Below are 25,909 nucleotides of genomic sequence, written 5' to 3'. Positions count from 1 at the left end.
GCACCCTGTCCCCGCCAGTAGTAGGACCAGTGGACGTACGCAAAGCCGTGACCTGGGTGGACGGTGATCCGCGCGGCAAGCTGTGCAACGTGCCCGGACGGATGGACAGAAGGCAGCCGGGCACACACCCTTTCCGAGGAGAACCCCTTCATGACCGCTGTTGCCGCATACGCCGCTTCCGCCGCCAAGGCCCCCTTGGAGCGCACCACCATCGAGCGCCGCGCGGTCCGCGAGTTCGACGTGCTGATCGACATCAAGTTCGCGGGCATCTGTCACTCCGACATCCACCAGGTCCGCGAGGGCTGGGGCGAGGCCGTCTTCCCGATGGTCCCCGGCCACGAGATCGCCGGTGTCGTCTCCGAGGTCGGCCCCGGTGTCACGAAGTACAAGGTCGGCGACCGCGTGGGCGTCGGCTGCCTGGTCGACTCCTGCCGCGAGTGCGAGAACTGCAAGGCGGGTCTGGAGCAGTACTGCACGGGCGGCATGGTGCCCACGTACAACGCCCTCGACAAGGACGGCGAGCCCACATACGGCGGCTACGCCGAGAAGATCGTCGTCGACGAGAACTACGTCGTCCGCATCCCCGACGGCCTGTCCCTGGACGTCGCCGCGCCGCTGCTGTGCGCCGGCATCACCACGTACTCCCCGCTGCGCCACTGGAACGCGGGCCCCGGCAAGAAGGTCGCCGTCGTCGGTATGGGCGGCCTCGGCCACATGGGTGTCCAGCTCGCACACGCCCTCGGCGCGGAGGTCACGGTCCTCTCCCAGTCCCTGCGCAAGCAGGACGACGGCCTGAAGCTGGGCGCCGACCACTACTACGCCACCAGCGACCCGAAGACCTTCCAGGAGCTGAGCGGCACCTTCGACCTCATCCTCTCCACGGTGTCGGCCCCGCTGGGCCTGGACTCCTACCTTTCCCTGCTCAAGACGGACGGCGCCCTGGTGAACGTCGGCGCCCCCGAGGAGCCGGTCAGTCTCAACCTGTTCTCGCTGCTGGCCGGCCGCAAGACCCTCGCCGGCTCCGGCATCGGCGGCATCCGCGAGACCCAGGAGATGCTCGACTTCTGCGCGGAGCACGGGATCGGCGCGGAGATCGAGCTGATCACCGCCTCCGAGATCAACGAGGCGTACGAGCGGGTGCTCAGCAGCGACGTGCGCTACCGGTTCGTGATCGACGCGGCGACGATCTGAGCGCTCTGACAGACTGACCCGATCCGTTGATCGGACCAATTGAGCAGCCGGGAGAAGGCCGGTTCGGCCTCGGTGATGTGCCGCTCGACCGCTGGGACAAGACGTGCGACGTCCGCGTCGTCGAGCACGTCCGGGTGCGCGCCGCGCCACCACTCGATGCTCTCGGCGAACCGCGCCGACAGGGACATCCACATCCCGGCCCACGCCCCCCACGGCCCGTGTATCGGCTTCATCGGCGTCCTGCCCGAACACCGGGGTCACGGCTACGCCTATCGATGTCCCCTGACCAGCCGCCGAACGCCTCTTCATCCGCGAACTCGCCTGCTGGAGCAAGAGAATCACATCACACTGGGGTCGGCAGATACCTGACGAGACAGATACTGTTGCGTCAGGTGGATTGCTGGGCTTCCGCCGAGCCCGCATTCCCCTTCCTGCTGACAGGAGCCGTGACGAGCACGGTCGATCGACCGTTCTCGATCCCGGCTTCGACACCCCCTTCCCACTCAGAAAGGGTTGCCCCAGTGACCAGCCTTCCCAGTCGGCGGCGCTTCCTCGCCGCCGGAGCGGGCGCAGCGCTCGGCATCGGCACGCTCGGTGCCACCGCCTCCATGGCCGCAGCCGCCCCCGCCGACACTCAGCACGACTTCGGCGCCGAGGAGACCAGGACCCTCGACGAGTTGTACCGGGACGCCCTCGCCGAGGGCGGCAAGCTCGTGATCTACGCGGGCGGGGACCTCGCCAACTCGGGGAGCGGCGCGGGTGCCCGAGCGGCCTTCCGCCAGCGGTTCCCGGAGATCGACCTCAATCTCATCGTGGACTACAGCAAGTACCACGACGTCCGCGTGGACAACCAGTTGGCGACCAACACCCTGGTCCCCGATGTCGTGCAGTTGCAGACGCTGCACGACTTCACCCGCTGGAAGCGCGAGGGGCGGCTGCTGCACTACAAGCCCGCCGGATTCGGCAAGCTCCACAGGAAGTTCAAGGACCCCGACGGCGCCTGGGTGGCCGGAATGGTCATCGCCTTCAGCTACCTGTACGACGTGGCGGCGGCTGGGACCAACGCGCCGCAGACGCCGCTGGACCTGGTCGACCCGCGCTGGAAGGGCGCCATCGCCTCGTCCTACCCGCACGACGACGACGCGGTGCTCTACCTCTACGCCCTCTACGCCGAGACCTACGGCTGGGACTGGGTCGCCGGCCTCGCCGCCCAGCAACCGAAGTTCGCCCGTGGCTCCTTCTCGCCCGGCACCGCGATCAACAACAAGGAGGCGATCATCGGTGTCGGCACGGGCGGCAACCCGACCAGCACCGGCCCGGTCCGCATGGGGATGGCCGACGGACATTCGTTCATGGCGTGGGGCCAGCGGATCGCGATCCTCAGGCAGGCCGCCAACCCGACAGCGGCCAAGCTCTACCTGAACTGGCAGCTGTCCACCGAACGCCAGACCTCCAACAACTGGTCGGTGCGCACGGACGTCGCCCCGCCGACGGGCCTGAAGCCGATCTGGGAGTACCCGAACGCCAACGTGGACGGTTTCCCCCGGTTCATGGAGGACCGTGCCCGGGTCGAGCGGCTGAAGCAGACCTTCGCCCTGTACTTCGGCGAGGTCAAGGGTGACCCGACGCCCGGCTGGCTCGGCCTGCACCCCGGAGCCTGACCCTCCGCAACACACCTTGACATCTCCTCGAACGGCCGCTTCCGCCACGGCGGAAGCGGCCGACAACCCCACGAAAGGATCACCGTGCCACGGATGTCCAAGCGAGCAGGTCGCGAGTGAACTGTTCGGCGCCAACGGGCTGCCGACCTGCGGCGATCGCGCATCACCGTCGGCTTGGCGGTGGGCGGCGTCTGGGAGCCGATGTCGGCGGTCACGCTGTGGGGGATCTCGGCGTTGCACGCGGTGACCGGGGTCGCCGGGGGTCTCGCGGTGTGGCACTGGTGGTTCGTGGTGGCGCACCCGCAGTGGTGGGACCGCTGAGTGTGGCCGATGGTCGGGTACTTCGTCGGCCTGCTCGCGTTCACCTCCGTCCTGGTGCTGCGCGGCGAAGCGTTCCAGCTGTTCGTCCCCATGTGCTACGTGCTCGCGTTCGTCGCGCTGCCGGGGTGGCCCGCGTACGCCGGCGTGGTCGCGGCGAACATCCCGTGGCTGATGGTCCTCGGACGGACCCGCGCCGGTTGCTGCTCAACCTCGCCCTGAGCACGTCGCTGGCCGCGCTGGTCGGCGGCATGATCAGGGCGATGGAACGGGAGGCGATCCGGCGCCGGGAGACCAACGCCGAACTGGTCGCCGTGGCCGCGGAGAACGCCCGGCTGCAAGGGCTCCTGGTCGAGCAGGCCAGGGCCACCGGAGTCGCCGGGGAACGCGCGCGGCTGGCCCGGGAGATCCACGACACCGTCGCCCAGGGGCTGACCGCGATCGTCACGCAGCTGGAGGCGATCGACGAGCGCGCCCTCCCACCCGGTCCGGCGCGTTCCCGGCTGGAGATCGCCGGCGGCCTGGCGCGCACCAGCCTGGTGGAGGTCCGCCGCTCGATCGAGGCGCTGCGCCCCGGACCGCTCCAGGACGCCCGCCTGGGTGACGCCGTGAGGCAGGCCGTGGCGACGTGGCGGGAGCAGTACGGCGTCCCCGCCACCTTCACGGTGACCGGAACACCCCAGCCGCTGCACTCGGAGGTCGAGGTGACCGTCCTGCGCGCCGCCCAGGAGACCCTGTCCAACGTGGGCGGACACGCGCGGGCGCAACGCGTGGACGTCATCACCGTTGGGACCACCCCCGCTCGCGCGGGGAAGACCAGATCGGGCACGCTCCGCGCCATCTGCGGCAGTTCCTCGACGAGAACTTCGCGATCTTCGGCCACGGGGCCGCGGTGTGCCGGCGGAACGACGTCCGGCGGGCGGTTTCAGCGCGATCCGGTGAACAGGTCGACCAGCGGGTCCCACCGGTTGCGGCGGCCCGGTGGGAACCTCCGCAGCGCCTTGGCCAGCCGTCGCGAGCCCGGTCGGTACCAGCGGCGGGCCCACGGTGATCCCGGGCGGGCGACGCGGCACGTGGCGAACAGGGCCAGCAGCGGCACGAACAGCCCGCAGATGCCCAGCAGCGTCCGTCCTTTCAGGATCGCGATCACGGCGAACACCAGGTTCACCGCCACCACCAGCACCGCGGCGAGGCTGCCGTCGTCGGGGTCGTCGTCGAACGGCGAGAACCCGGCGAGCAGCAGCAGCCCGACGACGACGGTGACCAGCACGGCGTCCACCGACCGCCGTCCCTCCGGCCCCCAGTACACGTCGTCCAGCCGCAGCCACAGCGCGAACTCGTCCAGCGTCAGCGCCGCCCCGATCCCGAACCCGACCGCGGTGGCGTCGGCCCAGCCGTCCGCCGGGCGGAACACCAGGGAGATGGCGCCGGTGCCCAGGAGCAGGAAGATGCCGAACACCTGGTGGTGCACGTGGACCCCGCCGGCGCTGATGTCCCGGAACGGCCCGCGCCCGGCTCGGATCATCCGCGTCACCAGCCGCGTGACGACGAACGCGACCACAAAGGCCACGAGCATCCACGCCACGACCGACCGATCCGCCACGCCAGGCACTGTCCCACTCCGCCCGCGTTCCCGCAGGACGTCACAGCACGTGAGGCCCTCTCCGGTCACCACGATCTCGATCAGGTGAACTGCGGGAGGCTGCTGTTACGCTCCGCTGGTGGTAGCGGAGATCGATGTCGAGTTGGACGACGGCCGCACGCTGCACGCGTACGACTCGGGCGTGGGCGATCTGGCGGTCTTCTGGCACCACGGCACGCCGAACACCGGTGCACCCCCGACCCCGCTCTTCCCCGACGCCGCACGGCTCGGCATCCGGTGGGTGTCCTACGACCGCCCCGGTTACGGCGGGTCGACGCCGCACCCCGATCGGGATGTCGCGTCCGCCGCCACGTGCGCCTCCGCCGTCGCCGACGCCCTGGGCATCGACCGGTTCGCGGTGTTCGGGCACTCCGGTGGCGGGCCGCACGCTCTCGCGTGCGGCGCACTGCTGCCGGAACGGGTCCTCGCCGTGGTGAGCGCGGCCGGGCTCGCCCCGTACGGCGCGGACGGGCTCGACTGGTTCGCGGGGATGGCGGCGTCCGGGGTGGCGTCGTTGCGGGCGGCGGCAGCGGGCCGTGCGGTGAAGGAGCGGTTCGAGGCGTCGGACGTCGTGTACGACCCGGAGTTCACCCCGGCGGACCTGGCCGCACTCTCCGGCGACTGGTCGTGGTTCGACGACGTCGTAGGGCCTGCCGTGAAGGCCGGGCCCGGTGCCCTGATCGACGACGATCTCGCCTACGTCAACCCGTGGGGCTTCGACCCCGCCGACGTGACCGCGCCGGTGCTGCTCCTGCACGGTGGACGCGACCGCGTCGTGCCCAGCTCGCACGGCGAGTGGCTGGCACGCCGGTGTCCAACGGCCGAGCTGCGCGTGTCCGAACAGGACGGCCACATCTCGGTCCTCACCTCGGCCGCATCCGCTCTGGACTGGCTCCGCGCGCGGACCGGGTGACGCCGAACGCCGCCGACCGTTGGCTGGTGCACTGTCCGCACCTTCGAGCACTGACCCGAGCTGTCGGGCACCGCGACGCCGTCGTTATCTCATCGGCCGGCGGCGAAATCTCATTGGCCGGCGGCGAACTGGAATTCGAGAAGGCAGCGTTGATCGGTCAGGTCGGTCACAGCGTCGAGGACCAGGCCGTGCGACGAGGCGAGCGCGCGGAACTCGTCGATCCGGCGCTCGCGACCGCCGAAGATCACGAGCATGTCCAGGTCGCTCTGGCTGTTGGCCCGCAGCCCGCCGACCCCTTCGATGACCAGAACGCGCCCGACTGGGCGAGCGGCCTCAACGCAACGGCTCAGGATGCGGTGGGCGTGCTCGTCGTCCCAGTTGTGGAGGATGTCGAACAACAAATAGGCATCCGCTCCTGCCGGGAGCGGGTCGAAGAAGCTCCCCGCCGTCACCTGCGTCCGCTCATCGAGATCGTGCGCGCTGAAGGTGTGGCGGGCCTCGGCGGCAGTCGGTTCGAGATCGACCAAGTGGCCGTGCATCCCAGGATGGGCCGCCAGGATCGCGGCGAGCAAGCTGCCTTGGCCACCACCCACGTCGACGATGGTGGAAAACCGGGACCAGTCGAAACCGGCGACGATCCGCGGAATCTGCTCGCGGAACCGGTGCGTCATCTGCCGGTCGAACGACTCACGGAGGTGCGGATACTCGGCCAGATCGGCGTAGAAGTCCTGCCCGTAGCGGCGTGGGTAGGCCGCTTGACCGGTGCTGACGCTGTGGGCGAGTTCGACAAAAGCCAGTTCGGCGCGGCCACCGGCGGTGTCCAGACGCAGGAGGTCGGTCAGGCCATTGCCGGCATCGACACAGAGGTTCGCGCCGTACGCGGTCGTCCGGTAGCCGGTGGAGGTGCGCTCGACGACCCCGAGGGTCGCGAGGTGGTTCAGCAGGAGGTCGAGCGCGACCGGGGCAACGTCGAGCTCGACCGCGAGTTCGTCGATGGAAGCGCCGTCGCCGAGTAGCCGATCCGGCAGACCCAGGGTCACCGCGACCCGCAGCGTCATCGGCGTAGCCAGCCCGGCCATACGACGGATCGTGTCGATGTCGTTGTGTTCCACGAAAATCCACTATGTCGTACGTGTCAACGGAAAATCGATCCTGCCCTTGCTGCGCCGGCCTCGATCCTCTTCGCGGCGTGATCACCCGACCCCGCACTGGCCGTCCGATTCCGCCATCCGTCGACCCTGTGGGCGGCCGTAGAGGCCCGGGTAGTCGCAACCGGTGAAGTAATCCGCGAAGGGGCGGATCGCGGCGGTGAGTCGGATCAGGGCGCCGTCGCGTTCCAAGGTGTGTTGGATCACCGGGAAGTGGCCGGGGTGCGCGCCGAGCACCACGATCACTTCGGCCACGTGTTCCGCCTTCACCGCCTCGCCGATCGGCGCGAGGCATTCGCGCACGGCCGCGGCGTCGGCGCGGGCGATCCGCCGGCCCACGTCCGCCATCCTGGTCGGGTCCGCGGTGAGCGCCGCGGTGAATCCCCGCACCGCGATCTCGTCGCACGCCACGTCGCCGAACTCCGCGAGCAGCGCCAACGACAGCATCTCGTACCCGGCCCGGACCCGTTCGGCGCCGATCGACTGCGGTGCGATGCCGAACCCGCGCACCAACCGCTCCGCCGTCGCGACCACGTCCCGCCGCCGCACGATGCCATCGACATTGGAATCGAACAACCGCAGTCGGTGCGCAAATCTTTCGACGAGGTCACTGTCTGCGTGACGAACCTCAATGTGATTCATGAGTTCCCCCTGTACCGATGTTATCGGCAGCGGCCACTCATTATCACTACCCGAAGGGATGAAACACGTTCCGATTTCCCGACGCATCCACCGCGACTCAAGTCGAACAGGTCTTACGCCTCCTTGACGTCCTCGAACCGACCTTCCGCCCGGACGACCGCCTCTACGACAGTCGGTCATGGCTCGACCACATGGAGGTGATGGTGGGCGCGATGTGGAGGGCGACCGTCGCGGCGGTCCGCGCTTTGGCGGCCACCGACAAGTCCGGTCATAGTGTTTGAACGCTCGAAGTTGGGGCTGTTCCGAGAGGTAGGGGACACGCTGGGCTCAGGGGCGGTGGCGTTGATGCGAACAGAGCTGGTCGGACGGGAGCGCGAGTTCGCCGTGCTGGCGGACGGTCTCGCGGCGGCGCTCGACGGCCACCCACGCGTCGTGCTCTGCCTGGGCGAGCCGGGCATCGGCAAGACACGCTTGGCCGAGGAGTTGTGCCGGTGGGCCCGGCACCAAGGACGTCTCAGCGGTCTGGGACCGAGCGGCGGGCTCGGCGGGCACGCCGCCGTACTGGCCGTGGCGGCAGGTGCTGCGCGCCGCGTCCACCATCGTCGACCTGACCGCGATTGCCGACGAGCACCGACTGACCCGGGATCTCGGCCCGCTGGCACCGGACGTCTTCACCGGCGCCGAGGAGCGTGCGGACGGCACCGCATCGGTCGAGGACCGGGTCCGGCGGTTCGATGCGGTGGCAATCCTGCTGCGGCAGGTGAGCCTTCGATTCCCGCTGGTGGTCGTGCTCGACGACCTGCACGCGGCGGATCGGCCATCGCTGCTGCTACCGCGGCATGTCGCGGGAAACCTGAGTGGCGAGCGACTGCTCATCGTGGCGAACCATCGCGACAGGCCGGCGCGTCGGCCACACCGGTCACCGCCGGCGTGCGGGACGCGATCAGTGCGCGGCTGGACCGACTCCCGTCGGAATGCGTCCGGCTGCTGAGGGCCGCCTCGATCGTCGGCCAGGAGTTCTCGCTGGCCGTCGTCGCGGAGATGGTCGATCTGCCGGTGCCAGCGTGCCTCCACGCGCTCGACGAGGCAGCCGCGGCGGGGGTGGTCGAGCCTGCCTCCACTCCGGCGCGGCACCGCTTCTCGCACGCCATCATCCGTGATGCCGTCGAAGCCGGCCTGGGCACTCCCGAGCGGGTGACGCTCCACCGGACGGCGGCTGAGGCCGTCGAGCAGGTGTTCGCGGGACGACTCCAACCGCACGTGTTCGACCTCGCGCGCCACTGGGCGGTTGCGGCGGTCCTCGGTGACTCGGCCAGGGCGTCCGGCTGGATCGAGCGCGCCGGGACGAGGCGATGCGCCGCCACGCCTACGAGGAGGGCGCCCGACTGTTCCGCTTGGCACTCGATGTCGGCGCCGGTGAACTCGACCAAGCCGGTCGCTGTCGCCTCCTGCTGGCCCTCGGCGGGGCGCTTTACCTGTCGTCCGACCTGCCCGGCGGTCTTGACGCGTGCCCGGAGGCCGCGGCTCTCGCGGCCGACATCGGGCGACCCGACCTCGTGGCGCGAGCGGCACTCGTCACCGAGCCCACCTTCCAACCGGAGACCGACCTCGTCACCGTCGAGTTCATCCCGGTGATGAACGCCGACGACCTGCAACGGGGACTCGCACAGTCGCGGGCCTGATGCCGCCGAGGTGTGTGGTGCCGGGTGGTCGGGCCACCCGGCACCAGGCGGTCAGCGGCCGAACAGGCCGACCAGCGTGCCGTGGGCCAGCACGTGTCCCTCGACCGCGCTGCGCAGGTCGTCCGCGGTGAGGCCCTCGCCGAGGCCGAGCGGTCGGTCCACGGCGTACAGCCGGAAGAAGTAGCGGTGCGGCTCGTCGCCCACCGGTGGCCGCGGCCCGGCCCAGCCCTGCTTGCCGAAGTCGTTGCGGCCGACGACCGCGCCCGGCGGCACGGAACCCTCTTCGATCGCGGTCACGTCCGCGGGGATGCCCGCGACCACCCAGTGCACGAACGTCCCGCCCGGCGCGTCGGGGTCCTCGCACAGCAGTGCCAGTTCCGCCGTGCCCGCCGGCACGTCCGACCACTCCAGCGGCGGCGACGTGTTGCCGCCGTCGTACGAGTACCGGTCGGGGATCATCGTGTGACCGCTGAACGCGGCGCTGCGCGCGTGCAGGCCGCCGTCCTCCTCGACTCCACCCCCGCCGCCGGCCGGACCGGCCGCGCGGCGCACGTCGTAGGCATGGCTACCGGGATCGGGCATGGTCGGCTCCCTTCCGATCGTCCGAACTAGGGGCCTACCCACGTCCTCCGCCGGTACACCTGCCTCCCCACTCGGGCGGGTGCCTGCTCACGGGCCGGTAGGATGCCCGCGGTGGTGAGGCCCGCGCCCACCCCGAGACCGGTGCCGACGACGTCCCGGTTCCACTCCACCCGATTCCCGACCGCCGTGGTCACCCCCTGACCGGCGAGCCCACGTTTCGCGCGCCTCGGAGCGCGCCCGAGCACGACAGGGTGGTTGTGAACCCCTCCGCACCGAACACGCCTCCGACCTCGCCGGACGTCCACTCGGCACGACGCCCGGCCTGGCTGGACCCGAAGGTGCTGCGCACCGAGGTGCTGGCGGGGCTGGTGGTCGCCCTGGCGCTGATCCCGGAGGCGATCTCGTTCTCGGTCATCGCCGGGGTCGCGCCCAGCGTCGGCCTGTTCGCCTCGTTCACCATGGCCGTGGTCATCTCGGTCGTCGGCGGACGTCCGGCGATGATCTCGGCCGCCACCGGCGCGGTCGCCCTGGTCGTCGCGCCGCTGACCCGTGAGCACGGCCTCGGCTACCTCTTGGCCGCGGTCATCCTGGGCGGGCTGATCCAGATGGTGCTCGGCGGGCTGGGCGTGGCCGGGCTGATGCGGTTCGTGCCGCGCTCGGTGATGGTCGGGTTCGTCAACTCCCTGGCCATCCTGATCTTCCTGGCCCAGGTGCCGGAGCTGGTCGACGTGCCGTGGGTGGTCTACCCGCTGGTGGTCGGCGCGCTGGTGCTGATGGTGCTGTTCCCCCGGCTGAGCAAGGTGGTGCCCGCGCCGCTGGTGTCGATCGTGGCGCTGACCGCGTTGACGGTGGGCGCGGGCATCGCCGTGCCGACGGTCGGCGACCGGGGCGAGCTGCCGTCGTCGCTGCCGGTGCCCGGCCTGCCCGACGTGCCGTTCACGCTGGAGACGCTGCGGATCGTCGCCCCGTACGCGCTGGCGTTGGCGCTGGTCGGGCTGATGGAGTCGCTGATGACGGCGAAGCTCGTGGACGACCTCACCGACACCCGCTCGAACAAGACCCGCGAGTCGATCGGTCAGGGCGTCGCCAACGTGGTGACCGGCTTCTTCGGCGGTATGGGCGGCTGCGCGATGATCGGCCAGACCATGATCAACGTGAAGAACGGCGCCCGCACCCGGCTGTCGACGTTCCTGGCCGGGGCGTTCCTGATGGTCCTGTGCGTGTCGTTCGGGCCGGTCGTGTCGGAGATCCCGATGGCGGCGCTGGTCGCGGTGATGGTGCTGGTGTCGTTCGCGACGTTCGACTGGCACTCGATCAAGCCTGCGACCCTGCGCCGGATGCCCGCCGGCGAGATCGGCGTCATGGTCGTCACCGTGGCGGTGGTCGTGGTCACGCACAACCTGGCCATCGGTGTCGTGGTCGGCTCGGTGGTCGCCATGGCGGTGTTCGCCCGCCGTGTCGCACGGGTGGCCACCGTCGAGGCGCTGCTCGACCCCGACGGCGACCAGGTCGTCTACACGGTGACCGGCGAGCTGTTCTTCGCGTCCAGCAACGACCTGGTGCACCGGTTCGACTACGCGGGCGACCCGGACCGGGTGGTCATCGACCTGACCGCCGCGCACATCTGGGACGCCTCCTCGGTCGCCGCGCTGGACGCCGTCACCGCGAAGTACGCCGACCGCGGCAAGACCGTCGAGATCACCGGTCTCAACCGGCACAGCGCCAAGCTCCACGGCACCCTCACCGGCGAGCTGAGCAGCCACTGACCTCAGCCGTGCAGGGCGGCGCGCACCTCGGCCAGTGCCGGTGAGTCGCCGCCCCGGCGGTCGAGTTCGGCCAGCGCCTCGCGGTGCGCGCGGTCGAGGGCGTCGGCGGCCGGGACGTCGATGTCCGGTGCCACGCCGACCAGTTCCCAGTTCGTGCCGGACACCGGGTTGACCGCCCGCGCGGTCGGGATCGTCGCCTCCAAGTGCGGGTGGACGGTGAAGCCGCGGCGTGGGTGCGCGCCGCCGCCGGTGCGCTCGCCGACGATCGTGGCGCGGCGGAGTTGCTGGAGGTCGTACGCCAGCTCCTCGGCGCCGGAGAACGTCTTGCCGCTGGTCAGCACGTACACCGGTTTACTGCCGCCGAACCGCCTGCCCGGCACGTGCGTCTGGCTCCAGAACTGCCGGGAGGCCTCGCCTGCCCGGTCGTGCATGGTGTTGAGGTGGGTCGCCTCGTCCAGCAGGTGGGTGCACACGAGTGCGACGGTCTCCGGGTCGCCGCCGGTGTTCCCGCGCAGGTCGATGATCAACGCCTCGCCGCGCGACGCCAGCGTGAACGCGGCGGTGATGCCCTCGGCGGCCCACTCGACCGGGAACAGCGACGGCGCCAGCTCCAGGTGCACCACCCCGCCCGCCAACCGGCGCAGCTGCGGGACACCGCCCAGGGACAGGTCGAATTCGCGGGCGACCTGCTGCATGACCGCCGAGTCGTCACCGTCGGGCACCTCGTCGGCGTGGAACTTCAACCGCAGGTGCCGGTCGCCGTTCACCGACTGGAGATCCGCAGTGACCACGGCACCCAACTCCTCGGGTGACGCCACCTCGTACGCGCCCGAGGCCAGCCGTGCGGCGAGCAGCGCGTCCAGCTTCTCGGCGACGTCGGGGAAGACGTAGTGCTCGACCAGCAGCTCACGGGTCCGGTCGATGATCGCTCTGGTGTCCACACCGCGAAGTAGAGCACGGGCCCGCGCTGCCGGACGCCCGCTTTTCGCACCAGGCCGCGCACCCGTGCCGACCAGCCGACTCGGCGCTCGGCCCGGTTGCCGACGAAGTCCGGCGGGTACCCCGGAACCAGTGCCGGTGTAGCGGGACGACGAAGCCGTGCACGGCGTCCTGGTGGCCCTGTACCGGCAGTCCTGACACCGGCACACTGGAAACCGGCGGCGCTTCCCCCGTTGCCCGAACACTAGGGGGAACGACCATGACCAGGTACCGGGCGGCGTTGGCCGCCGCCGCGCGAGGGTGGCCCGTGATGCCGTTGCGCCCGCACGGGAAGGTGCCCGCGCTGCGCGGCTGGGACGAGGAGGCGACCCTCGACCGGGACCGGATCAGGCACTGGTGGTCGCGCCGGGCCTACAACGTCGGCATCTCGTGCGGCCCGGCCGGGTTGCTGGTGGTGGACCTCGACGTGCCGCACGGCCGCGAGGCGTTCGCCCGACGCGCCTGGCAGCACGGCGAGGAGGACCCGCGCGACACGTACACCGTGGCCACGCCCAGCGGGGGAGAGCACCGCTACTTCCGGGCACCGGACGTGCCGCTGGGCAACACCGTCGGCAAGATCGCGCCGCACGTCGACACCCGTGGCGTCGGCGGGTACGTGGTCGCCGCAGGTTCGCTGCTCGGCCACCACAAGTACCGCGTGGTGCGGGACGCCCCGGTCGCGCCCGCCCCGGAGTGGCTGGTCGCCGTGCTGACCCCACCGCCGCCCGAGGACCTGCCGATCCCGGCCCAACGGCCGTCGCCGCGCCGGGTCGACGCCTACCGCGCCGCCGTGGTGGACGGCGAGGTGGAGCGCGTGCACGAAGCCCGACCGGGTGCACGGGCGCACATCGTGTTCACCGCCGCCTGCCGGCTCGGCGAGCTGGTCGGCGCGGGCTGGCTGGACGAGGCGACCGCGACGTCACTGCTGTTGGCCGCCGCCTCGACCCACAACGGCATCGAGGGGTGGACCGAGCGGGAGGCGCTGCACCACATCGGGAACGGCATCGCGCTGGGCCGCCGGCAGCCGCGCGTGCTGCGGTGAACCGAAAGCTCATTCGGGCGGTTCGACGCCGTCCCGGTCAGCCCACTCCAGCAACGGTTCCAGCGAGAACACCGCGTCGTCGATGCCCGCGTGCAGGTCGCCCAGTTCCGCGAACCGGGCGGGCACCGACGCGATGGTGAAGTCACGCGGGTCGAGCGAGTCGATCTCGTCCCACCGCACGGGTGTGGACACGGTCGCCTCCGGCACGCCCCGCACCGAGTACGCGCTGGCGATCGTGTGGTCACGCGCGTTCTGGTTGTAGTCGATGAAGAGGCTGCGCGGGTCGCGGTCGCGCCGCCACCACGTCGTGGTCACGTCGTCGGGCACCCGCCGCTCCACCTCGCGGGCGAACGCCAACGCCGCGCGCCGCACGTCGGCGAAACCCCACTCGGGCTTGATCCGCACGTAGACGTGCAGCCCGGCCCCGCCCGAGGTCTTCGGCCAGCCCACCGCGCCCAACTCGTCCAGCACCTCGTGCGCCACGTGCGCGACCCGCCGCACCCGGGAGAACGGGCAGTCCGGCATCGGGTCGAGGTCGATGCGCCACTCGTCCGGCTTCTCCGTGTCGGCGCTGCGCGAGTTCCACGGGTGGAACTCCACGGTGGACATCTGCACCGCCCACACCACGTCCGCGATGTCGGTCACGCACAGCTCGTCGGCGTGCCGGTTGTACCGGGGGAAGTGCACCCGCACGGTGCGCACCCACGGCGGCGCGCCCTGCGGCAGCCGCTTCTGGTGCACCTTCTCGCCGGTCACCCCGGACGGGAAGCGGTGCATCATGCACGGCCGCTCACGCAGCGCGCGGACGATCCCGTCGCCGACCGCCAGGTAGTACCGGGCGAGGTCGAGCTTGGTCTCCCCGCGCGCGGGGAAGTAGACGCGATCCGGGTTGGAGATCCGCACGGTGCGGTCCCCGACCTCCAGCTCCACCGAAGGCACCTTTCCGGCCATGCGGGCAACCTAACCCGGATCACGCCGATCAGCGCGTCACCAGCCTCCTCTCGGCGTGGTCACCGTCGGCACATCCCAGCGAGGTGGAGAGCGACCCGCGCTCGGGTGAGGAAAATGAGCACAAACCCCAGTCCGGATCGGCCCGCCGGCGGACCACCCGCTCGCGCGGGGAAGGCGGGTGGTCGGCGACTTCCTGCGAGACGCGCGGGCTCGGGGTCGCGTCGATATGAACTCCGGGGCGAACAGATTCTCCCCCTTCGGACTGGCGATTGTTCCTCATCACATTTGTGGCAGTTACCTCCTGGTAGCCGGATAATGGCGCATCCACGCGTCGCGAGCGCCTTGCCCGCAATTCGCTCCGAGTGTCACTCGAATGGTCTAGTTCTAAGGTTGCGGTTTCGTCGGAAGTTGACCTGATCGCTTACCTCCAGGTCAGTACTTACCCTGCGGTTGGGTGTCCGCTATGGTCGGTTTCAGGGTGCGGCAATGCGGCCGATCTGCCGGCCGATCTGGGGGCTCACTGGTCAGGCCCTCCTGCCGTGCCCGTGGTCGACGATCTCGTGAATCAATTTCGCGACGTCTGCCGGGCGATTTGACAACACAATTTGGGGGAATTGTGCACTTCCGTGTCTTGGGGCCGCTCGAGGTTTCCGACGGATACGAACTGCTGTCCCTGGGCGGGACGAAGCAGCGGGCCACGCTCGCCTACCTGCTGCTGCACGCGAACCGCGTGGTGCCGACCAGCCAGCTGCTGACCGCGCTGTGGTCCGTCGACGGCGCGCCCACCTCGGCCCGCAAGATCCTGCAGAACGCGGTGTGGGGCTTACGCCGGGTGCTGTCGCCCGCCAACCAGCGCGAGCAGGGCGCGCGGCTCCTCACGCAGGCGCCGGGCTACCAGCTCGCGCTCGACCCCACCACGGTCGACCTGCACCGCTTCCAGCAGCAGGTGGAGGTGGGTCGGCAGCGGCTCGACGCGGGCGACGCCGAGGCAGCGAGCCGGCTGTTGCGCGAGGCCACGGGCCTGTGGCGCGGCCGGGTGCTGGCGGACCTCGCCGAGGCGGGCGTGACCTGGCCGGAGATGGGTGCCGTGCAGAACACGCTGTGGGACGCGATGGAGGACTACTTCGAGGCCGAGTTGCGCTGCGGTCGCCACCTGGCGATCGTGGGCGAGCTGGAGGTGATGATCGAGAGCGCGGCCGTGCGGGAGCGTTCGTTCGGCCAGCTCATGCTCGCGCTGTACCGGGCGGGCAGGCAGGTCGACGCGCTCGGTGTCTACAGCCGCGCCCGAGCCAAGATGATCGAGGAGCTGGGCCTGGAACCGGGCCGTGAACTGCAGAAGCTCCAGCAGGCGATCCTCGCTCACGACCCGGCGCTGTACCAGGTCCCGAGCACCGGGGCGAGACCTCGGGTCGTGGTGGAGGTGCCCGCCGCCGAGGTCGCGCCCGTGTCCGAGGTCGTGCCCGAGGTCGCCGCCGCGCCCGAGCCGCCGCTGGTGCCCAGGCCGCGGGAGGCCAAGCCCGAGCGCGGCGTGGTCAGCGTCGTGCTGGTGCGCGCCCAGGCCGGGCCGCTGCCGTCCCGCGACCCGCACGCCGTCGACCAGCTGCTGGAGGACGTGTCGCAGCACGTCCGCGACACCGTCGAGCACTTCGGCGGCACGCTCTCCGCCATCGTCGGGTCCGTGTCGGTGGCGTTGTTCCACGACTGCGGCGCCGTGGACGACGACGCCGAGCGCGCCGTGCTCGCCGCCCTGGCCATCCGCGACGACCTCGAGGCGTGCGCGGCCGATGACCCGTCCTGCGGGCTGGTCGTCAGCGCCGCCGTGGTCACCGGCGAGGCGCTGCTGCGCTCCCGGGACGGGGCGCGCGCGGGCTCCGCCATCCGGGGCGCGCTGCTCGACCGGGGGCACGCGCTGCTGTCGTTGGCCGAGCCGGGGGAGATCCGCGTGTGCGAGGACACCCGGGCGGCCGCCGGGGCGACGATCGGCTACGAGCGCACCGCCGACCGCGCTTACTGGGCGGTGCAGGGCATCCGGCTCGACGCCATCGGGCAGAACCACGTGCCGACCGTCGAGCGGGAGTTCGACCTGGAGGTACTGCGGTCCCTGCTGGACCGCGCGGGGCACTGGTCCACCGCGCACCTGGTCACCGTCCTCGGTGAGGCGGGCACCGGCAAGACGCGGCTGCTGGCGGAGTTCGGCCGGTTGCACGGCGACCGCGCGCACCTGGTGCACCTGTGCCTCGGCCGCATCGCCGCGTCCGGCAAGGACGCCACGCAGGTCGTGCAGGATGAACTGGCTCGGGCCATCCGTGCGGCCGAGGGCGCGGCGCCGTCCGTCCCGGACGGTCGGATCAACGTGGTCGGAGGGGACGGCACGAGCGTGTCCTGGCACCGGGTCCTGGCGCACGCGGCGCTCGACCAGCCGGTGGTGCTGGTGATCGACGACCTGCACCGCGCCGACGACGCCCTGCTGGACTTCGTGGACGGTCTGGCCGACCACGCCGACACGCCGCTGCTGGTGGTGGGCAGCGCCCGGCCGGACCTGCTGCGCCGCCGCCCCGGGTGGGGCCTGGGCAAGCGGCACAACAGCACGCTGACCCTGGAGCCGCTGACCGACGCCGGGGTGGACCGGCTGATCGACGGGCTGGTGGCGGGCGAGAACGTGATCAGGTGGATCCGCTGGCACCGGGCCGGGACCAACTCGTGGAACACGGTGCAGAGCTGGGGGCCGCTGCTGGACGTCCTGTCGACGCGCCGACAACAGGGTGGCCGAGTGGCCGACGCCGTCGGCCGGTGACCGATCAGACGCGGACGAGGTAGCGCAGGCTCCAGTCCGTGAGCGGTTGCAGCGCCTTGGTGAGCTCGAGGCCGGCCTGCGTGAGCGAGTACTCCACGCGAGGCTGGGCGCCGTCGTGCGACTCGCGGCTGACCACGCCGTCGGCCTCGAGCTCCCGCAACTGCTGGACGAGGACCTTCTCGCTGATACCGGGAACAAGGCGGCGGAGTTCGCCGAACCTGCGCGGTTGCTCGCGCAGCTCCCACAGGATGAGGATCTTCCACTTCCCGCTCAGGACGTCCATCGCGGCGTCCAGACTGCAGAAATGAGGTCTCGCCCGCGGGCTCATGCTCACACCGCCTTATCCACGTGTCGTTCGATCGAGGGCGGCTGACACCACCGGCTACTTGAACAGAGAGTAGCAGCGGAGTGATGCCTTGTGACTGATACGTCCGGATTCGCCGACAGTGGTCTGAACCGGTCAGCCGCCCAGCAGGGCCTGCCCGTCAGCCCTGGAGAGCAGGTCGCACACGGTGCGCAGGGCCACGTCGAGCCGGTCGACCTCGGCGTCGGTGAGTTGCAGCGACGGCTGGAAGCGGAGCGTGTTCACGGCGCTGGCGGTGGGGAACGTGCGGATGCGGTGCTCGCGCAGCAGGTGGCCTGAGATCGCGTACCCCAGGAAGCCCGCACGCGCGCTCGCGCCGATGGCCTCGGACGCGGAACCCGACTGGTCGTGGAACTCCAGGCCGGCCATCAGGCCGCGCCCGCGCACGTCCTTGACGACGTCCGGGAAGTCCGCGCGGATCGCCCGCAGCGCCGACAGCAGGCGCTCGCCGCGCTCGGCGACGGTGCGGTACGCGCGACCGCCGTCGGCCTCGAGCAGGTCCAGCACTTTGAGCGCGATCGCGCTGGAGAAGCCGTCCTTGGCGAACGTCGAGCTGTGCACGAACTCGAACTCCGGCCGGTACCGCGACTGCCGGACCAGCACCGCCGAGGTCTTGGCCAGGCCGCCGCCCAGGCTCTTGCCGAGCGCGACGTAGTCGCCGAGCAGGCCGATGTGCGAGGCGGCGAAGAACGCCCCGGACCGGCCCGTGCCGCTCTGCACCTCGTCCACGATCACCGGGCAGTCGACCTCCGCGCACACCCGCCGCACCTCGTCGGCGAACTCGCGGGTGAGCGAGGTGATGCCGCCCTCGCCCTGGATCGGCTCCAGGACGAACGCGCAGAACGCGGGCGCGGGGCGGTCCACGACGCGGACCGCGGCGCCGTCCACCACGACGTCCCGCAGCGTCAGCGACTCCTCGTCCACGACCCGCTTCAGCTCCTCCGGCCGCCCGGCGGGGACGAACCGGGCCTGCGCGCCCAGGGCCGCGAACGGCTCGCGGAACTGCGGGTTGTGGGTGAGCTGGACGCTGCCCATCAGCTTGCCGTGGAAGCCGCCCTCCAGGGCGAGGAACAGCGGCGGCCGGGCCAGCTGCTCGGCGTTGTGGCGGGCCACGTCGTCCAGGTCGACGTCGCCGTCCGGCACCGCGCCGTCGGCCAGGGCCGCCCGTGCGCGTTCGACGTTGGCCGCGATCTCGGCGGTGACGGCGCCCAGGCGCAGCACGCGGTCCAGCTCGGCGTGCTTGATCGCGGCCTCGATCGCCTCCGCGCCGGTGTTGGCGAACACCACCTGGTAAGGCTCGTGGGTGTCGAACTCGCGGTGCAGGATGGCGTTCAGCCTCTCGGCCACCCGGTCGGCGAGCGGGTGCCGGGACAGCTGCGCCAGCACCGGCGTCCCGGCGTCGAGCACCCGCTTGGCGTGCTCGACCAGCTCGGGGTGGTGGTGGCCGAGCAGCAGCGAGCCGTACCCGCCGGTGAGGTCGAGCACGGGGACCTCGCGGCCCTGCTCGTCGAGCCGGTAGAGGGTGGTCCCGGCCGCGCGGACGTACTCCACGTCCAATCCCACGGTGGACAGCCAGTCGCGCATGTGCGGTTCGGCGAGTCGGCGGTCGACGGACGAATTCATTTGCAACACCCATTTCGCGTTTCGGCGACTGTCGGGTACTTTTCGCGCCAGCCTAGTGGCGGCGCGTTCCGGTCACGGGTGCGCGCGGTAATGGGGTGGTAATCGACCGGTTGATTACCTGCCGGTGGATCCGCGTCGATACCGTTGGGGTTCCGTTTTGAGGAGCGCTTCAGGGGATCGACGTGTCTGATGATGACGGGATCGGCGCGCTGGCGGTCCGCGAGGACGTGCCGCTGCGAACGGCCATGGCGAGGTTCGCCAGTGGCGTCACGGTGCTCACGGTGGCCGGCAAGCGCGTGCACGGCATGACCGCCAACGCCTTCTCCTCGGTGTCGCTCGACCCGCCTCTGGTGCTGTGCTGCGTCGCCCACAGCGCCGTCATGCACGACGCGGTCGTGGAGGCCGGGCACTTCGCGGTGTCGATCGCGGCGGCGGGGCAGCAGGCGGTGGCGAGCCACTTCGCGGACAAGGCCCGCCCGGACGGCCTCGCGCAGTTCGAGGGGATCGGCTGGGCACCGGGGCCGCACACCGGCGCGCCGTTGCTCACGGGCGCGGTCGCGTGGCTGGAATGCGCTTTGGTGGAATCGCACGTCGCCGGCGACCACACCATTTTCATCGGTGCGGTGCTGCAATCCACGTGCGGTCCGGACCGAGAGCCGTTGCTGTACTTCGACGGCGGATACCGACGGGTTTCAACGTGAACCGGAACGGAGTTTACCGATGACCGCCAGTGTGAACCTGGACAACCTCGAGCTGACCGACGACCCCGAGATCCAGAACGCGGTGTTCAAGGCCGCGTTCAACTCGGGGCGGGTGGAGGTCTTCGACGGCCTCTACCGGGAGGACTCCATCTCGAACCTGTCGGGCGTGCCGCTGAGCGGCGACGCGCGCCGCGAGGCCGCCGCGCAGATCCTGGCCTCCGGGCCCAAGATCGACCCGAAGATCCGCTACGCGCACCGCGCCGGTGACGTGTCGCTGGTCGTCGTCGACTTCACGCTCGACATCACCGGGCCGGACGGGCAGCCCGTGCGGCTGACCGGCAGCTGCACCGACGTGCTGCGGCGGGACCCCGACGGCACCTGGTACATGTCGGTCGACCGGCCGGTGCTGGACCAGGAGCTGCCCTGGTGACGCACGCGACCCGGGGCTGACGGAGACCACCGCGGGCGCCGGGACCGGTCACACGACCGGTCCCGGCGCCCGTTCCCGCACCACCACCCGGACATGCCGGTGCCCGCCCCCGGCCGTCGCCGGCCGGGGGCGGGCATCGCGGGCGGTCACCGGTTGCCGTCGACGAACTCCCGGATCGAGGCCACCACGTAGTCGACCATCTCGTCGGTGATGGCGGGGTACACGCCGACCCAGAACGTCCGCTCGGTGACGACGTCGCTGTTGGTCAGCTCGCCGGATACCCGGTAGTCGCGCCCGGCGTAGGCCGGGTGGCGGGTGAGGTTGCCCGCGAACAGCAGCCGGGTGCCGATCCGCCTGTTCTCCAGGAAGTCCACCATCTCCTTGCGGCCGAACGGGGCCGCCGGGTCGATGGTGATCACGAAGCCGAACCAGCTCGGGTCGCTGCGCGGGGTCGCCTCGGGCAGCACCAGGTGCGGCACGCCGTCGAGACCCTCCCGCATCCGCCGCCAGTTCCGCCGCCGCGCCGCGCCGAACTCGTCCAGTTTGGACAGCTGGCTCAGGCCGAGCGCCGCCTGGATGTCGGTGGCCTTCAGGTTGTAGCCGACGTGGGAGAAGATGTACTTGTGGTCGTAGCCCTCGGGCAGCGTGCCCATCTGGTAGTCGAACCGCTTGAGGCACTTGTTGGTCTCGCCGGGCTCGCACCAGCAGTCCCGGCCCCAGTCCCGCAGCGACTCCACGATCCGCGCCAGCGCCAGGTTGGACGTCAGCACGCAACCGCCCTCGCCCATCGTGATGTGGTGCGCCGGGTAGAAGCTCACGGTCGTCAGGTCGCCGAACGTCCCGGTCAGCTTCCCGTCGTAGGTGGAGCCGACGGCGTCGCAGTTGTCCTCGATCAGGAACAGCTCGTGCTCTTCGGCCAGCTGCGCCACCTCGGTCGCCTGGAACGGGTTGCCCAGCGCGTGCGCGATCATGATCGCTCTGGTCCGAGGCCCGATCGCCCGCTCGATCCGCTCCGCGGTGGTGTTGTACGTGCCCAGCTCGATGTCCACGAACACCGGCTTGAGGCCGTTCTGCAGGATCGGGTTCACGGTGGTGGGGAAGCCGGCCGCCACCGTGATCACCTCGTCGCCCGGCACCAGTCGGCGGTCCTCCAGCAGCGGCGAGGTGAAGGCCGTCAGCGCCAACAGGTTCGCCGACGAGCCGGAGTTGGTCAGGTGCGCCTTGCGGTGGCCCAGCTTCCGCGCGAACGCCGACTCGAACCGCCGCGAGCTGACGCCCGCCGCGATCCGCATCTCCAGCGCGGCCTCGACCAGCGCCGCCCGGTCGTCGGCGTCGAGCACCGCGCCGGATGGCCAGATCTCCGTGACACCGGGCGTGAACCCCGCCACGCCCTCCCGATCGGTGTGGTACTTGCGGGCGTGGTCCAGGACGGACTGCTTGTGATCGCTCAAGGCGGTTCCTTCCTTCACGCGGCGATCTCGACGCTGGAGTGGTCGCCGAGCACCAGGCGGAGCCCGGTGTCCGGCTCGGGCCGCGCGGACCGGGCGGTCACCGTGGCCGACTTGCCGATCAGCGAGTGCGACAGGCCCGGCACGGCGTCGATCGCGGCGCCGTCCAGGACGATGGAGTCCGCGATCCGGCTGGCCCGCAGGACGCAGCCGCGGCCGACGGCGGTGTTCGGGCCGACGTGGCTGTCCTCGACCAGCGTGTCCGGGCCGATGATCGCGGGACCCTCGATGCGCGACCGGACCACCCGCGCGCCCGACCCGATCACGACACCGGCCCCGACCCGGCTCGCCGCGTCCACCTCACCCGCGACGTGCGAGCGCAACCCGCCGAGGAGGTGCGCGTTGCACGCCAGCACGTCCTCGATGCGGCCGGTGTCGCGCCAGTACCCGTCGTACTCGCTCGCGGTCACCGCCCGACCGTTGGCCAGCAGCCACTGGATGGCATCGGTGATCTCCAGCTCGCCGCGCGCGCTCGGCGCGATCGCCGCGACCGCCTCGTGGACGGCGCGGGTGAAGAAGTACACGCCGATCAGGGCGAGGTCGCTGCGCGGCTCCTGAGGCTTCTCCACCAGCTGCAGGATCCGGCCGTGCGCGTCGAGTTCGGCGACCCCGAACGCCCGCGGGTCGGGCACCTTGTGGACGACCACGTGCGCGGCCGGCCGGGACGCGCGGAACGCGTCCGCGATGTCGACCACGCCGTCGGGCAGCAGGTTGTCGCCCAGGTACATCACGAAGTCGTCGTCGCCGAGGAAACCGCGCGCGATCCGCACGCAGTGCGCCAGGCCCAGTGGGCGGTCCTGGCGTAGGTAGGTGATCCGCGCGTTGAACCGCGCGCCGTCACCGATCGCGTCGGCGATGACGTCCGCCCGGTCGCCGACGACGATCCCGATGTCCTCGATGCCGAGGGCGCGGATGTTGTCCAGGACGTGTTCGAGCACCGGGCGGTTCGCGACGGGGATCAGCTGCTTGGGTGTGGAGTGGCTGAACGGCCGCAGGCGGGTGCCCGCCCCGCCCGAGAGCACGAGTGCCTTCACGATGCCTTCTCCCGGCTCACCGGCGGGCGCGGTGGCGCTCGGTCAGCCGCTCCAGCATCGGCACCAGGTCGGTCGGCGCCGGCGCGTTGAGCACCTCGTCGTGCAGCGCCCGCGCGCCCGCCGCGTAGGACGGGTCCTGCACGACCTCGTGCACCTGCTTGCGGATCTCCTCCACCGACGAGGCGATCGGGTCGACCCCGATGCCCGCGCCGCGCGCCGCGACGAACTCGGCCGTGGTGACGGCGAGCCCGGCCTCGTCCACGGCGATCACCTGCGGCACGCCGTGCACCAAGGCGGCCGTGAACGTGCCGGTGTTGCCGTGGTGGACGACCGCCGAGCACGTCGGCAGGAGCTGGTTGAGCGGCACGTACGCCATCGTGCGCACGTTGTCCGGGATCGGCGGCAGGCCGGTGAGCTGCGACTCGTCCAGCGTGGCGACGACCTCGATGTCGAGGTCGCCGAGCGCGCTCAGCAGCCGCGCGATCCGCTCCTCGCTGTCCTTGTAATACGTCCGATTCGTCACGCCCAGGGTGAGGCAGACGCGGGGCCGCTCGGGCTGCCGGTACAGCCACTCGTCGAACGGCGCGGCGCCGTTGTAGGGCGCGGGGCGCATGGGGACGTAGAGCGTGTCGACCGGCAGGCGCATCCGGCCCGGCATCTGGTCGATCGTCCAGTGGCCGAGCACCAGCTCGTCGTCCACCTCGACGCCGTGCCGCTCGGCCAGCGGGCGCACCAGCTCGTCGATCGGGTTCTCCGACGCCCCGGCCGCGACGAACCGCTGCCGCGCCCAACCCATCATGTCCGGGCCCCACAGCAGGCGGGCGTGGGCGGCGCCGGCGACGCGCGCCGCGACCGGCGAGCTGACCCAGGTCGGGTCCCACAGCACGAGATCGGGCCGCCATTCCTTCGCGAAGTCGACCAGGTCGTCAACCAGCAGGCGGTACTCCTCGGGCGTGGTGTTCTCGTCCGGGCGGAACCGGGACAGCTCCGGGAGCATCATGTCGTACACCGTGTCCCAGAGGTGCCGCTCGTCCGCGGACAAATTCAACTCCTCGCCGGACCGGCGGGCTTTCTCGGCGTCGAACCGCTGTTCCGGAATGAGGTCGTCGGCGCCGAGCACCACGGCGGGCAACCCGACCGTCGTGGCCTCCTCGACGACGTCGCTGTGCGCGGCGAGGCACACCTGGTGGCCCGCGGCCTGGAAAGCCCAGGCGAGGGACACCACCGGGTACAGATGGGCGGACGCGGGCAGGATGGTGAACAGAATGCGCATGGATGCCTCTTCGGACAATTCCGATCGGAAAATTCCTGGCGTTCGCGACGCTAGCGCAGGGCCGACCACCCGCCGCCCATCGCCAAGTAATCGGGAATCCGGTCCGCGAGTAAAAGAAAAAGTCGTCCGACGCGCCGGTGGTGGGCGCGCGGACGACGGGTGGTCGGCCGGTGACCGGGGTCAGGCGGCCATTCGCGACATCATCGACACGACCTGGTCGGCCGCGCGCTGCCCGGACTCGATGGCGCCGTCGATGTAGCCCGACCACGCCAGGGCGATGTCGCTTGTGGCGAACGTCAGCCTGCCGCGCGGTGCCTGCACAGCCCGCAGGCTCGTCGTCATCTGGCCCGGTCGGCGGAACGACCAGCCTCCGAGGGAGAACTCGTCGGAGCCCCAGTCCTGCCCCTTCACCGACACCACCTGGGCGTTCGGCGCGAACACCCGCACGCCCCTCTCGATCGCCGCCCGGTCGTTGACGTTCAGCGCCGGGTCGACGCTCGACGCGATCATGATCTGGCCGTCCGACACGTCCCGGTACGGGAACACCGCGGCCAGCGGGCCCGCGCCCTCCGGTGATTCGCCGAGGAAGTGCCCGACGTCGCCGCGCACGTGCAGCCACATCTTCTTGGCGTTCGGCGCACCGACCGTCTGCGTGGACAGGCTGGTGTGCTCGGTCGGCAGGCCGGGGGTGAAAGAGATCCGCTTCCACACGTTGACCGGCACGGCGACCACCGCGGCGGACGCGGTGAACTGCTCGCCGGACCGCGTGGTTACCCGGACGGTCCGCCCGTCGTCGTCCACCGACTTCACCGGCGAGTTCAGCTTCAGCGTCGCCTTGCTCGCCTCGGCGAGCATCGCCTTGGCCAGGGCGTTCATCCCCGGCGCGAGCCGCTGCACGTTGATGCTGCCCAGGCCCTCGTACGTCCGTCCGCACAGCGCCCACCAGTGGGCGAGCATGGTCAGCGCGCCGCGTGCGCTCGACCCGCCCGCGTACGACGAGGTGAGTCCGTTGATGGACAGCTCCTCGTCGGCGGTGAGGTTGAGCTGGTTGAGCCGGTCGCGCAGCGACAGCCCGTCGACCGAGGCGAGCAGGTCGGACCGGGAGAACGCGTCGTACGGGTCGGGCAGGTAGTCCTGCGAGCCCTCCATCAGCCGCTGCACCAGCGGCGCCTGGCGCTCGACGACCTGGGACATCGTGAACCGCTGGTACCCCGAGGACGTCGGCAGGATCGCGAACTCGGCGTCCAGGTCGGTGACCAGGGGCATCCCGTGGCGCTGGACCTCGCGCCACGTGTTGGGCTGCTTCGGGTCGACCCAGGTGCCGCCCATCTCCACCTGCATGTCGTTGAACGTGGTGGTCCACGCCCGGCCGCCGATGCGGTTGCGCGCCTCCAGGACCAGCGGGCGCAAGCCCCTCGCGCTCAGCGCGCGGGCGGCGGTGATCCCGGCGAACCCGGCGCCGATGATGATGACGTCGTACGTGGTGGACTCGCTCGCGTGCGCGGTCCACACGCCGCCGGAGGCCGCTGCCGCCGCCAGGCCGGTGAACCCGGCCCGGAGGAGCGTGCGCCTGCTGAGACCGGACCGGGTGCCCGGCGACTGGTGACCTGATTCCATGACTTCCTTCGATCTGATCTGTGCGGTGGGGACTGATCTGGTGCGACAG

The 25,909-nt window shown here is 71.0% G+C and carries 25 protein-coding genes and 2 pseudogenes; 14 read left to right on the top strand and 13 right to left on the bottom strand.

All coding sequences use genetic code 11. The annotated features are described in order from the left end of the window. The first annotated feature begins 150 nt into the window (after positions 1 to 150). Positions 151 to 1,191 (top strand): NAD(P)-dependent alcohol dehydrogenase, encoded by a 1,041-nt coding sequence (locus FM051_RS41320; protein WP_158852562.1) that lies wholly within the window; start codon positions 151 to 153, stop codon positions 1,189 to 1,191. On the opposite strand, the gene FM051_RS50180 is transcribed toward FM051_RS41320, so the two are convergent. Continuing rightward, a complete protein-coding gene (locus FM051_RS50180) occupies positions 1,158 to 1,424 on the bottom strand; it encodes a hypothetical protein (RefSeq protein WP_162470792.1) in 267 nt (88 codons plus the stop codon). The two genes, FM051_RS41320 and FM051_RS50180, sit on opposite strands and share 34 nt — an antisense overlap. Before the next feature lie 288 nt (positions 1,425 to 1,712). On the opposite strand from FM051_RS50180, the gene FM051_RS41310 reads away from it, so the two are divergent. The 4 genes and pseudogenes from FM051_RS41310 to FM051_RS54180 all read left to right on the top strand — a co-directional run. Continuing rightward, on the top strand, positions 1,713 to 2,852 hold the full coding sequence (locus tag FM051_RS41310; protein ID WP_158852560.1) for an ABC transporter substrate-binding protein: 1,140 nt from the start codon (positions 1,713 to 1,715) through the stop codon (positions 2,850 to 2,852). A gap of 180 nt (positions 2,853 to 3,032) precedes the next feature. Then, complete coding sequence (locus tag FM051_RS41305; protein WP_158852559.1) at positions 3,033 to 3,173, top strand: hypothetical protein; 141 nt, start codon at positions 3,033 to 3,035, stop codon at positions 3,171 to 3,173. A 9-nt stretch (positions 3,174 to 3,182) separates the two neighbouring features. Beyond that, the gene (locus FM051_RS41300; RefSeq protein ID WP_158852558.1) at positions 3,183 to 3,392 is read left to right on the top strand and encodes a hypothetical protein; all 210 of its coding nucleotides are present in this window, start codon (positions 3,183 to 3,185) and stop codon (positions 3,390 to 3,392) included. 29 nt (positions 3,393 to 3,421) lie between these two features. Beyond that, positions 3,422 to 3,739: pseudogene (locus FM051_RS54180) on the top strand (histidine kinase dimerization/phosphoacceptor domain-containing protein); the annotation flags it as partial. 356 nt (positions 3,740 to 4,095) lie between these two features. On the opposite strand, the gene FM051_RS41290 reads toward FM051_RS54180, so the two are convergent. Then, positions 4,096 to 4,773: a hypothetical protein gene (locus tag FM051_RS41290; protein WP_158852557.1), complete on the bottom strand. Its 678-nt coding sequence runs from the start codon at positions 4,771 to 4,773 to the stop codon at positions 4,096 to 4,098. Between the two features lie 118 nt (positions 4,774 to 4,891). Here FM051_RS41290 and FM051_RS41285 point away from each other — a divergent pair, with 118 nt between their 5' ends. Further along, on the top strand, positions 4,892 to 5,725 hold the full coding sequence (locus FM051_RS41285; protein ID WP_158852556.1) for an alpha/beta fold hydrolase: 834 nt from the start codon (positions 4,892 to 4,894) through the stop codon (positions 5,723 to 5,725). A 110-nt stretch (positions 5,726 to 5,835) separates the two neighbouring features. On the opposite strand, the gene FM051_RS41280 is transcribed toward FM051_RS41285, so the two are convergent. Next, entirely contained in the window at positions 5,836 to 6,804 is a 969-nt protein-coding gene (locus FM051_RS41280) for a methyltransferase (RefSeq protein WP_158852581.1), read from the bottom strand. Positions 6,805 to 6,918: 114 nt separating this feature from the next. After that, positions 6,919 to 7,449 (bottom strand): hypothetical protein, encoded by a 531-nt coding sequence (locus FM051_RS41275; protein ID WP_158852555.1) that lies wholly within the window; start codon positions 7,447 to 7,449, stop codon positions 6,919 to 6,921. A 411-nt stretch (positions 7,450 to 7,860) separates the two neighbouring features. Between FM051_RS41275 and FM051_RS54175 the strand changes: the two are divergent. The 3 genes and pseudogenes from FM051_RS54175 to FM051_RS52435 form a co-directional block, all read left to right on the top strand. After that, positions 7,861 to 8,010 (top strand): annotated as a pseudogene (locus FM051_RS54175) (ATP-binding protein); the annotation flags it as partial. A gap of 82 nt (positions 8,011 to 8,092) precedes the next feature. Then, positions 8,093 to 8,506 (top strand): hypothetical protein, encoded by a 414-nt coding sequence (locus FM051_RS52440; protein ID WP_238413015.1) that lies wholly within the window; start codon positions 8,093 to 8,095, stop codon positions 8,504 to 8,506. A gap of 361 nt (positions 8,507 to 8,867) precedes the next feature. After that, complete coding sequence (locus FM051_RS52435) at positions 8,868 to 9,197, top strand: hypothetical protein (RefSeq protein ID WP_238413014.1); 330 nt, start codon at positions 8,868 to 8,870, stop codon at positions 9,195 to 9,197. A gap of 51 nt (positions 9,198 to 9,248) precedes the next feature. Here the strand turns inward: FM051_RS52435 and FM051_RS41265 are convergent, their stop codons facing one another. Next, positions 9,249 to 9,779, bottom strand: a complete 531-nt coding sequence (locus FM051_RS41265; RefSeq protein ID WP_158852553.1) for a YbhB/YbcL family Raf kinase inhibitor-like protein — start codon at positions 9,777 to 9,779, stop codon at positions 9,249 to 9,251. Between the two features lie 353 nt (positions 9,780 to 10,132). Here FM051_RS41265 and FM051_RS41260 point away from each other — a divergent pair, with 353 nt between their 5' ends. Further along, the gene (locus FM051_RS41260; protein ID WP_202919293.1) at positions 10,133 to 11,545 is read left to right on the top strand and encodes a SulP family inorganic anion transporter; all 1,413 of its coding nucleotides are present in this window, start codon (positions 10,133 to 10,135) and stop codon (positions 11,543 to 11,545) included. Positions 11,546 to 11,547: 2 nt separating this feature from the next. Here FM051_RS41260 and FM051_RS41255 read toward each other — a convergent pair whose 3' ends face one another. Further along, entirely contained in the window at positions 11,548 to 12,486 is a 939-nt protein-coding gene (locus FM051_RS41255; protein WP_158852551.1) for a S41 family peptidase, read from the bottom strand. 257 nt (positions 12,487 to 12,743) lie between these two features. Here FM051_RS41255 and FM051_RS41250 point away from each other — a divergent pair, with 257 nt between their 5' ends. Further along, on the top strand, positions 12,744 to 13,565 hold the full coding sequence (locus FM051_RS41250) for a bifunctional DNA primase/polymerase (RefSeq protein WP_158852550.1): 822 nt from the start codon (positions 12,744 to 12,746) through the stop codon (positions 13,563 to 13,565). Positions 13,566 to 13,574: 9 nt separating this feature from the next. Here the strand turns inward: FM051_RS41250 and ligD are convergent, their stop codons facing one another. Further along, a complete protein-coding gene (ligD, locus tag FM051_RS41245; RefSeq protein ID WP_158852549.1) occupies positions 13,575 to 14,516 on the bottom strand; it encodes a non-homologous end-joining DNA ligase in 942 nt (313 codons plus the stop codon). A gap of 631 nt (positions 14,517 to 15,147) precedes the next feature. Here ligD and FM051_RS41240 point away from each other — a divergent pair. Beyond that, positions 15,148 to 17,310, top strand: a complete 2,163-nt coding sequence (locus FM051_RS41240; RefSeq protein ID WP_158852548.1) for an AfsR/SARP family transcriptional regulator — start codon at positions 15,148 to 15,150, stop codon at positions 17,308 to 17,310. A gap of 4 nt (positions 17,311 to 17,314) precedes the next feature. Here the strand turns inward: FM051_RS41240 and FM051_RS41235 are convergent, their stop codons facing one another. Then, positions 17,315 to 17,593: a winged helix-turn-helix transcriptional regulator gene (locus FM051_RS41235; protein ID WP_338019523.1), complete on the bottom strand. Its 279-nt coding sequence runs from the start codon at positions 17,591 to 17,593 to the stop codon at positions 17,315 to 17,317. Between the two features lie 177 nt (positions 17,594 to 17,770). Then, positions 17,771 to 19,297, bottom strand: a complete 1,527-nt coding sequence (locus FM051_RS41230) for an aspartate aminotransferase family protein (protein WP_158852546.1) — start codon at positions 19,295 to 19,297, stop codon at positions 17,771 to 17,773. Between the two features lie 182 nt (positions 19,298 to 19,479). Between FM051_RS41230 and FM051_RS41225 the strand changes: the two genes are divergently transcribed. Both FM051_RS41225 and FM051_RS41220 read left to right on the top strand, forming a co-directional pair. Further along, on the top strand, positions 19,480 to 19,998 hold the full coding sequence (locus FM051_RS41225; RefSeq protein WP_238413013.1) for a flavin reductase family protein: 519 nt from the start codon (positions 19,480 to 19,482) through the stop codon (positions 19,996 to 19,998). Between the two features lie 19 nt (positions 19,999 to 20,017). Beyond that, complete coding sequence (locus tag FM051_RS41220; RefSeq protein WP_158852545.1) at positions 20,018 to 20,428, top strand: YybH family protein; 411 nt, start codon at positions 20,018 to 20,020, stop codon at positions 20,426 to 20,428. Positions 20,429 to 20,574: 146 nt separating this feature from the next. On the opposite strand, the gene rfbH is transcribed toward FM051_RS41220, so the two are convergent. The 4 genes from rfbH to FM051_RS41200 all read right to left on the bottom strand — a co-directional run bounded on the left by rfbH (position 20,575) and on the right by FM051_RS41200 (position 25,860). After that, on the bottom strand, positions 20,575 to 21,879 hold the full coding sequence (rfbH, locus tag FM051_RS41215) for a lipopolysaccharide biosynthesis protein RfbH (protein ID WP_158852544.1): 1,305 nt from the start codon (positions 21,877 to 21,879) through the stop codon (positions 20,575 to 20,577). Positions 21,880 to 21,893: 14 nt separating this feature from the next. Next, a complete protein-coding gene (locus FM051_RS41210) occupies positions 21,894 to 22,970 on the bottom strand; it encodes a glucose-1-phosphate thymidylyltransferase (RefSeq protein ID WP_158852543.1) in 1,077 nt (358 codons plus the stop codon). A gap of 16 nt (positions 22,971 to 22,986) precedes the next feature. Then, positions 22,987 to 24,243: a nucleotide disphospho-sugar-binding domain-containing protein gene (locus tag FM051_RS41205; RefSeq protein ID WP_158852542.1), complete on the bottom strand. Its 1,257-nt coding sequence runs from the start codon at positions 24,241 to 24,243 to the stop codon at positions 22,987 to 22,989. 180 nt (positions 24,244 to 24,423) lie between these two features. Then, on the bottom strand, positions 24,424 to 25,860 hold the full coding sequence (locus FM051_RS41200) for a flavin monoamine oxidase family protein (protein ID WP_158852541.1): 1,437 nt from the start codon (positions 25,858 to 25,860) through the stop codon (positions 24,424 to 24,426). Between the last annotated feature and the right edge of the window lie 49 nt (positions 25,861 to 25,909).

Origin of the sequence: Saccharothrix deserti (genome assembly GCF_009769385.1) — a bacterium.
GTDB lineage: Bacteria > Actinomycetota > Actinomycetes > Mycobacteriales > Pseudonocardiaceae > Actinosynnema > Actinosynnema deserti.
This window is presented reverse-complemented; position numbering and strand designations above follow the sequence as displayed.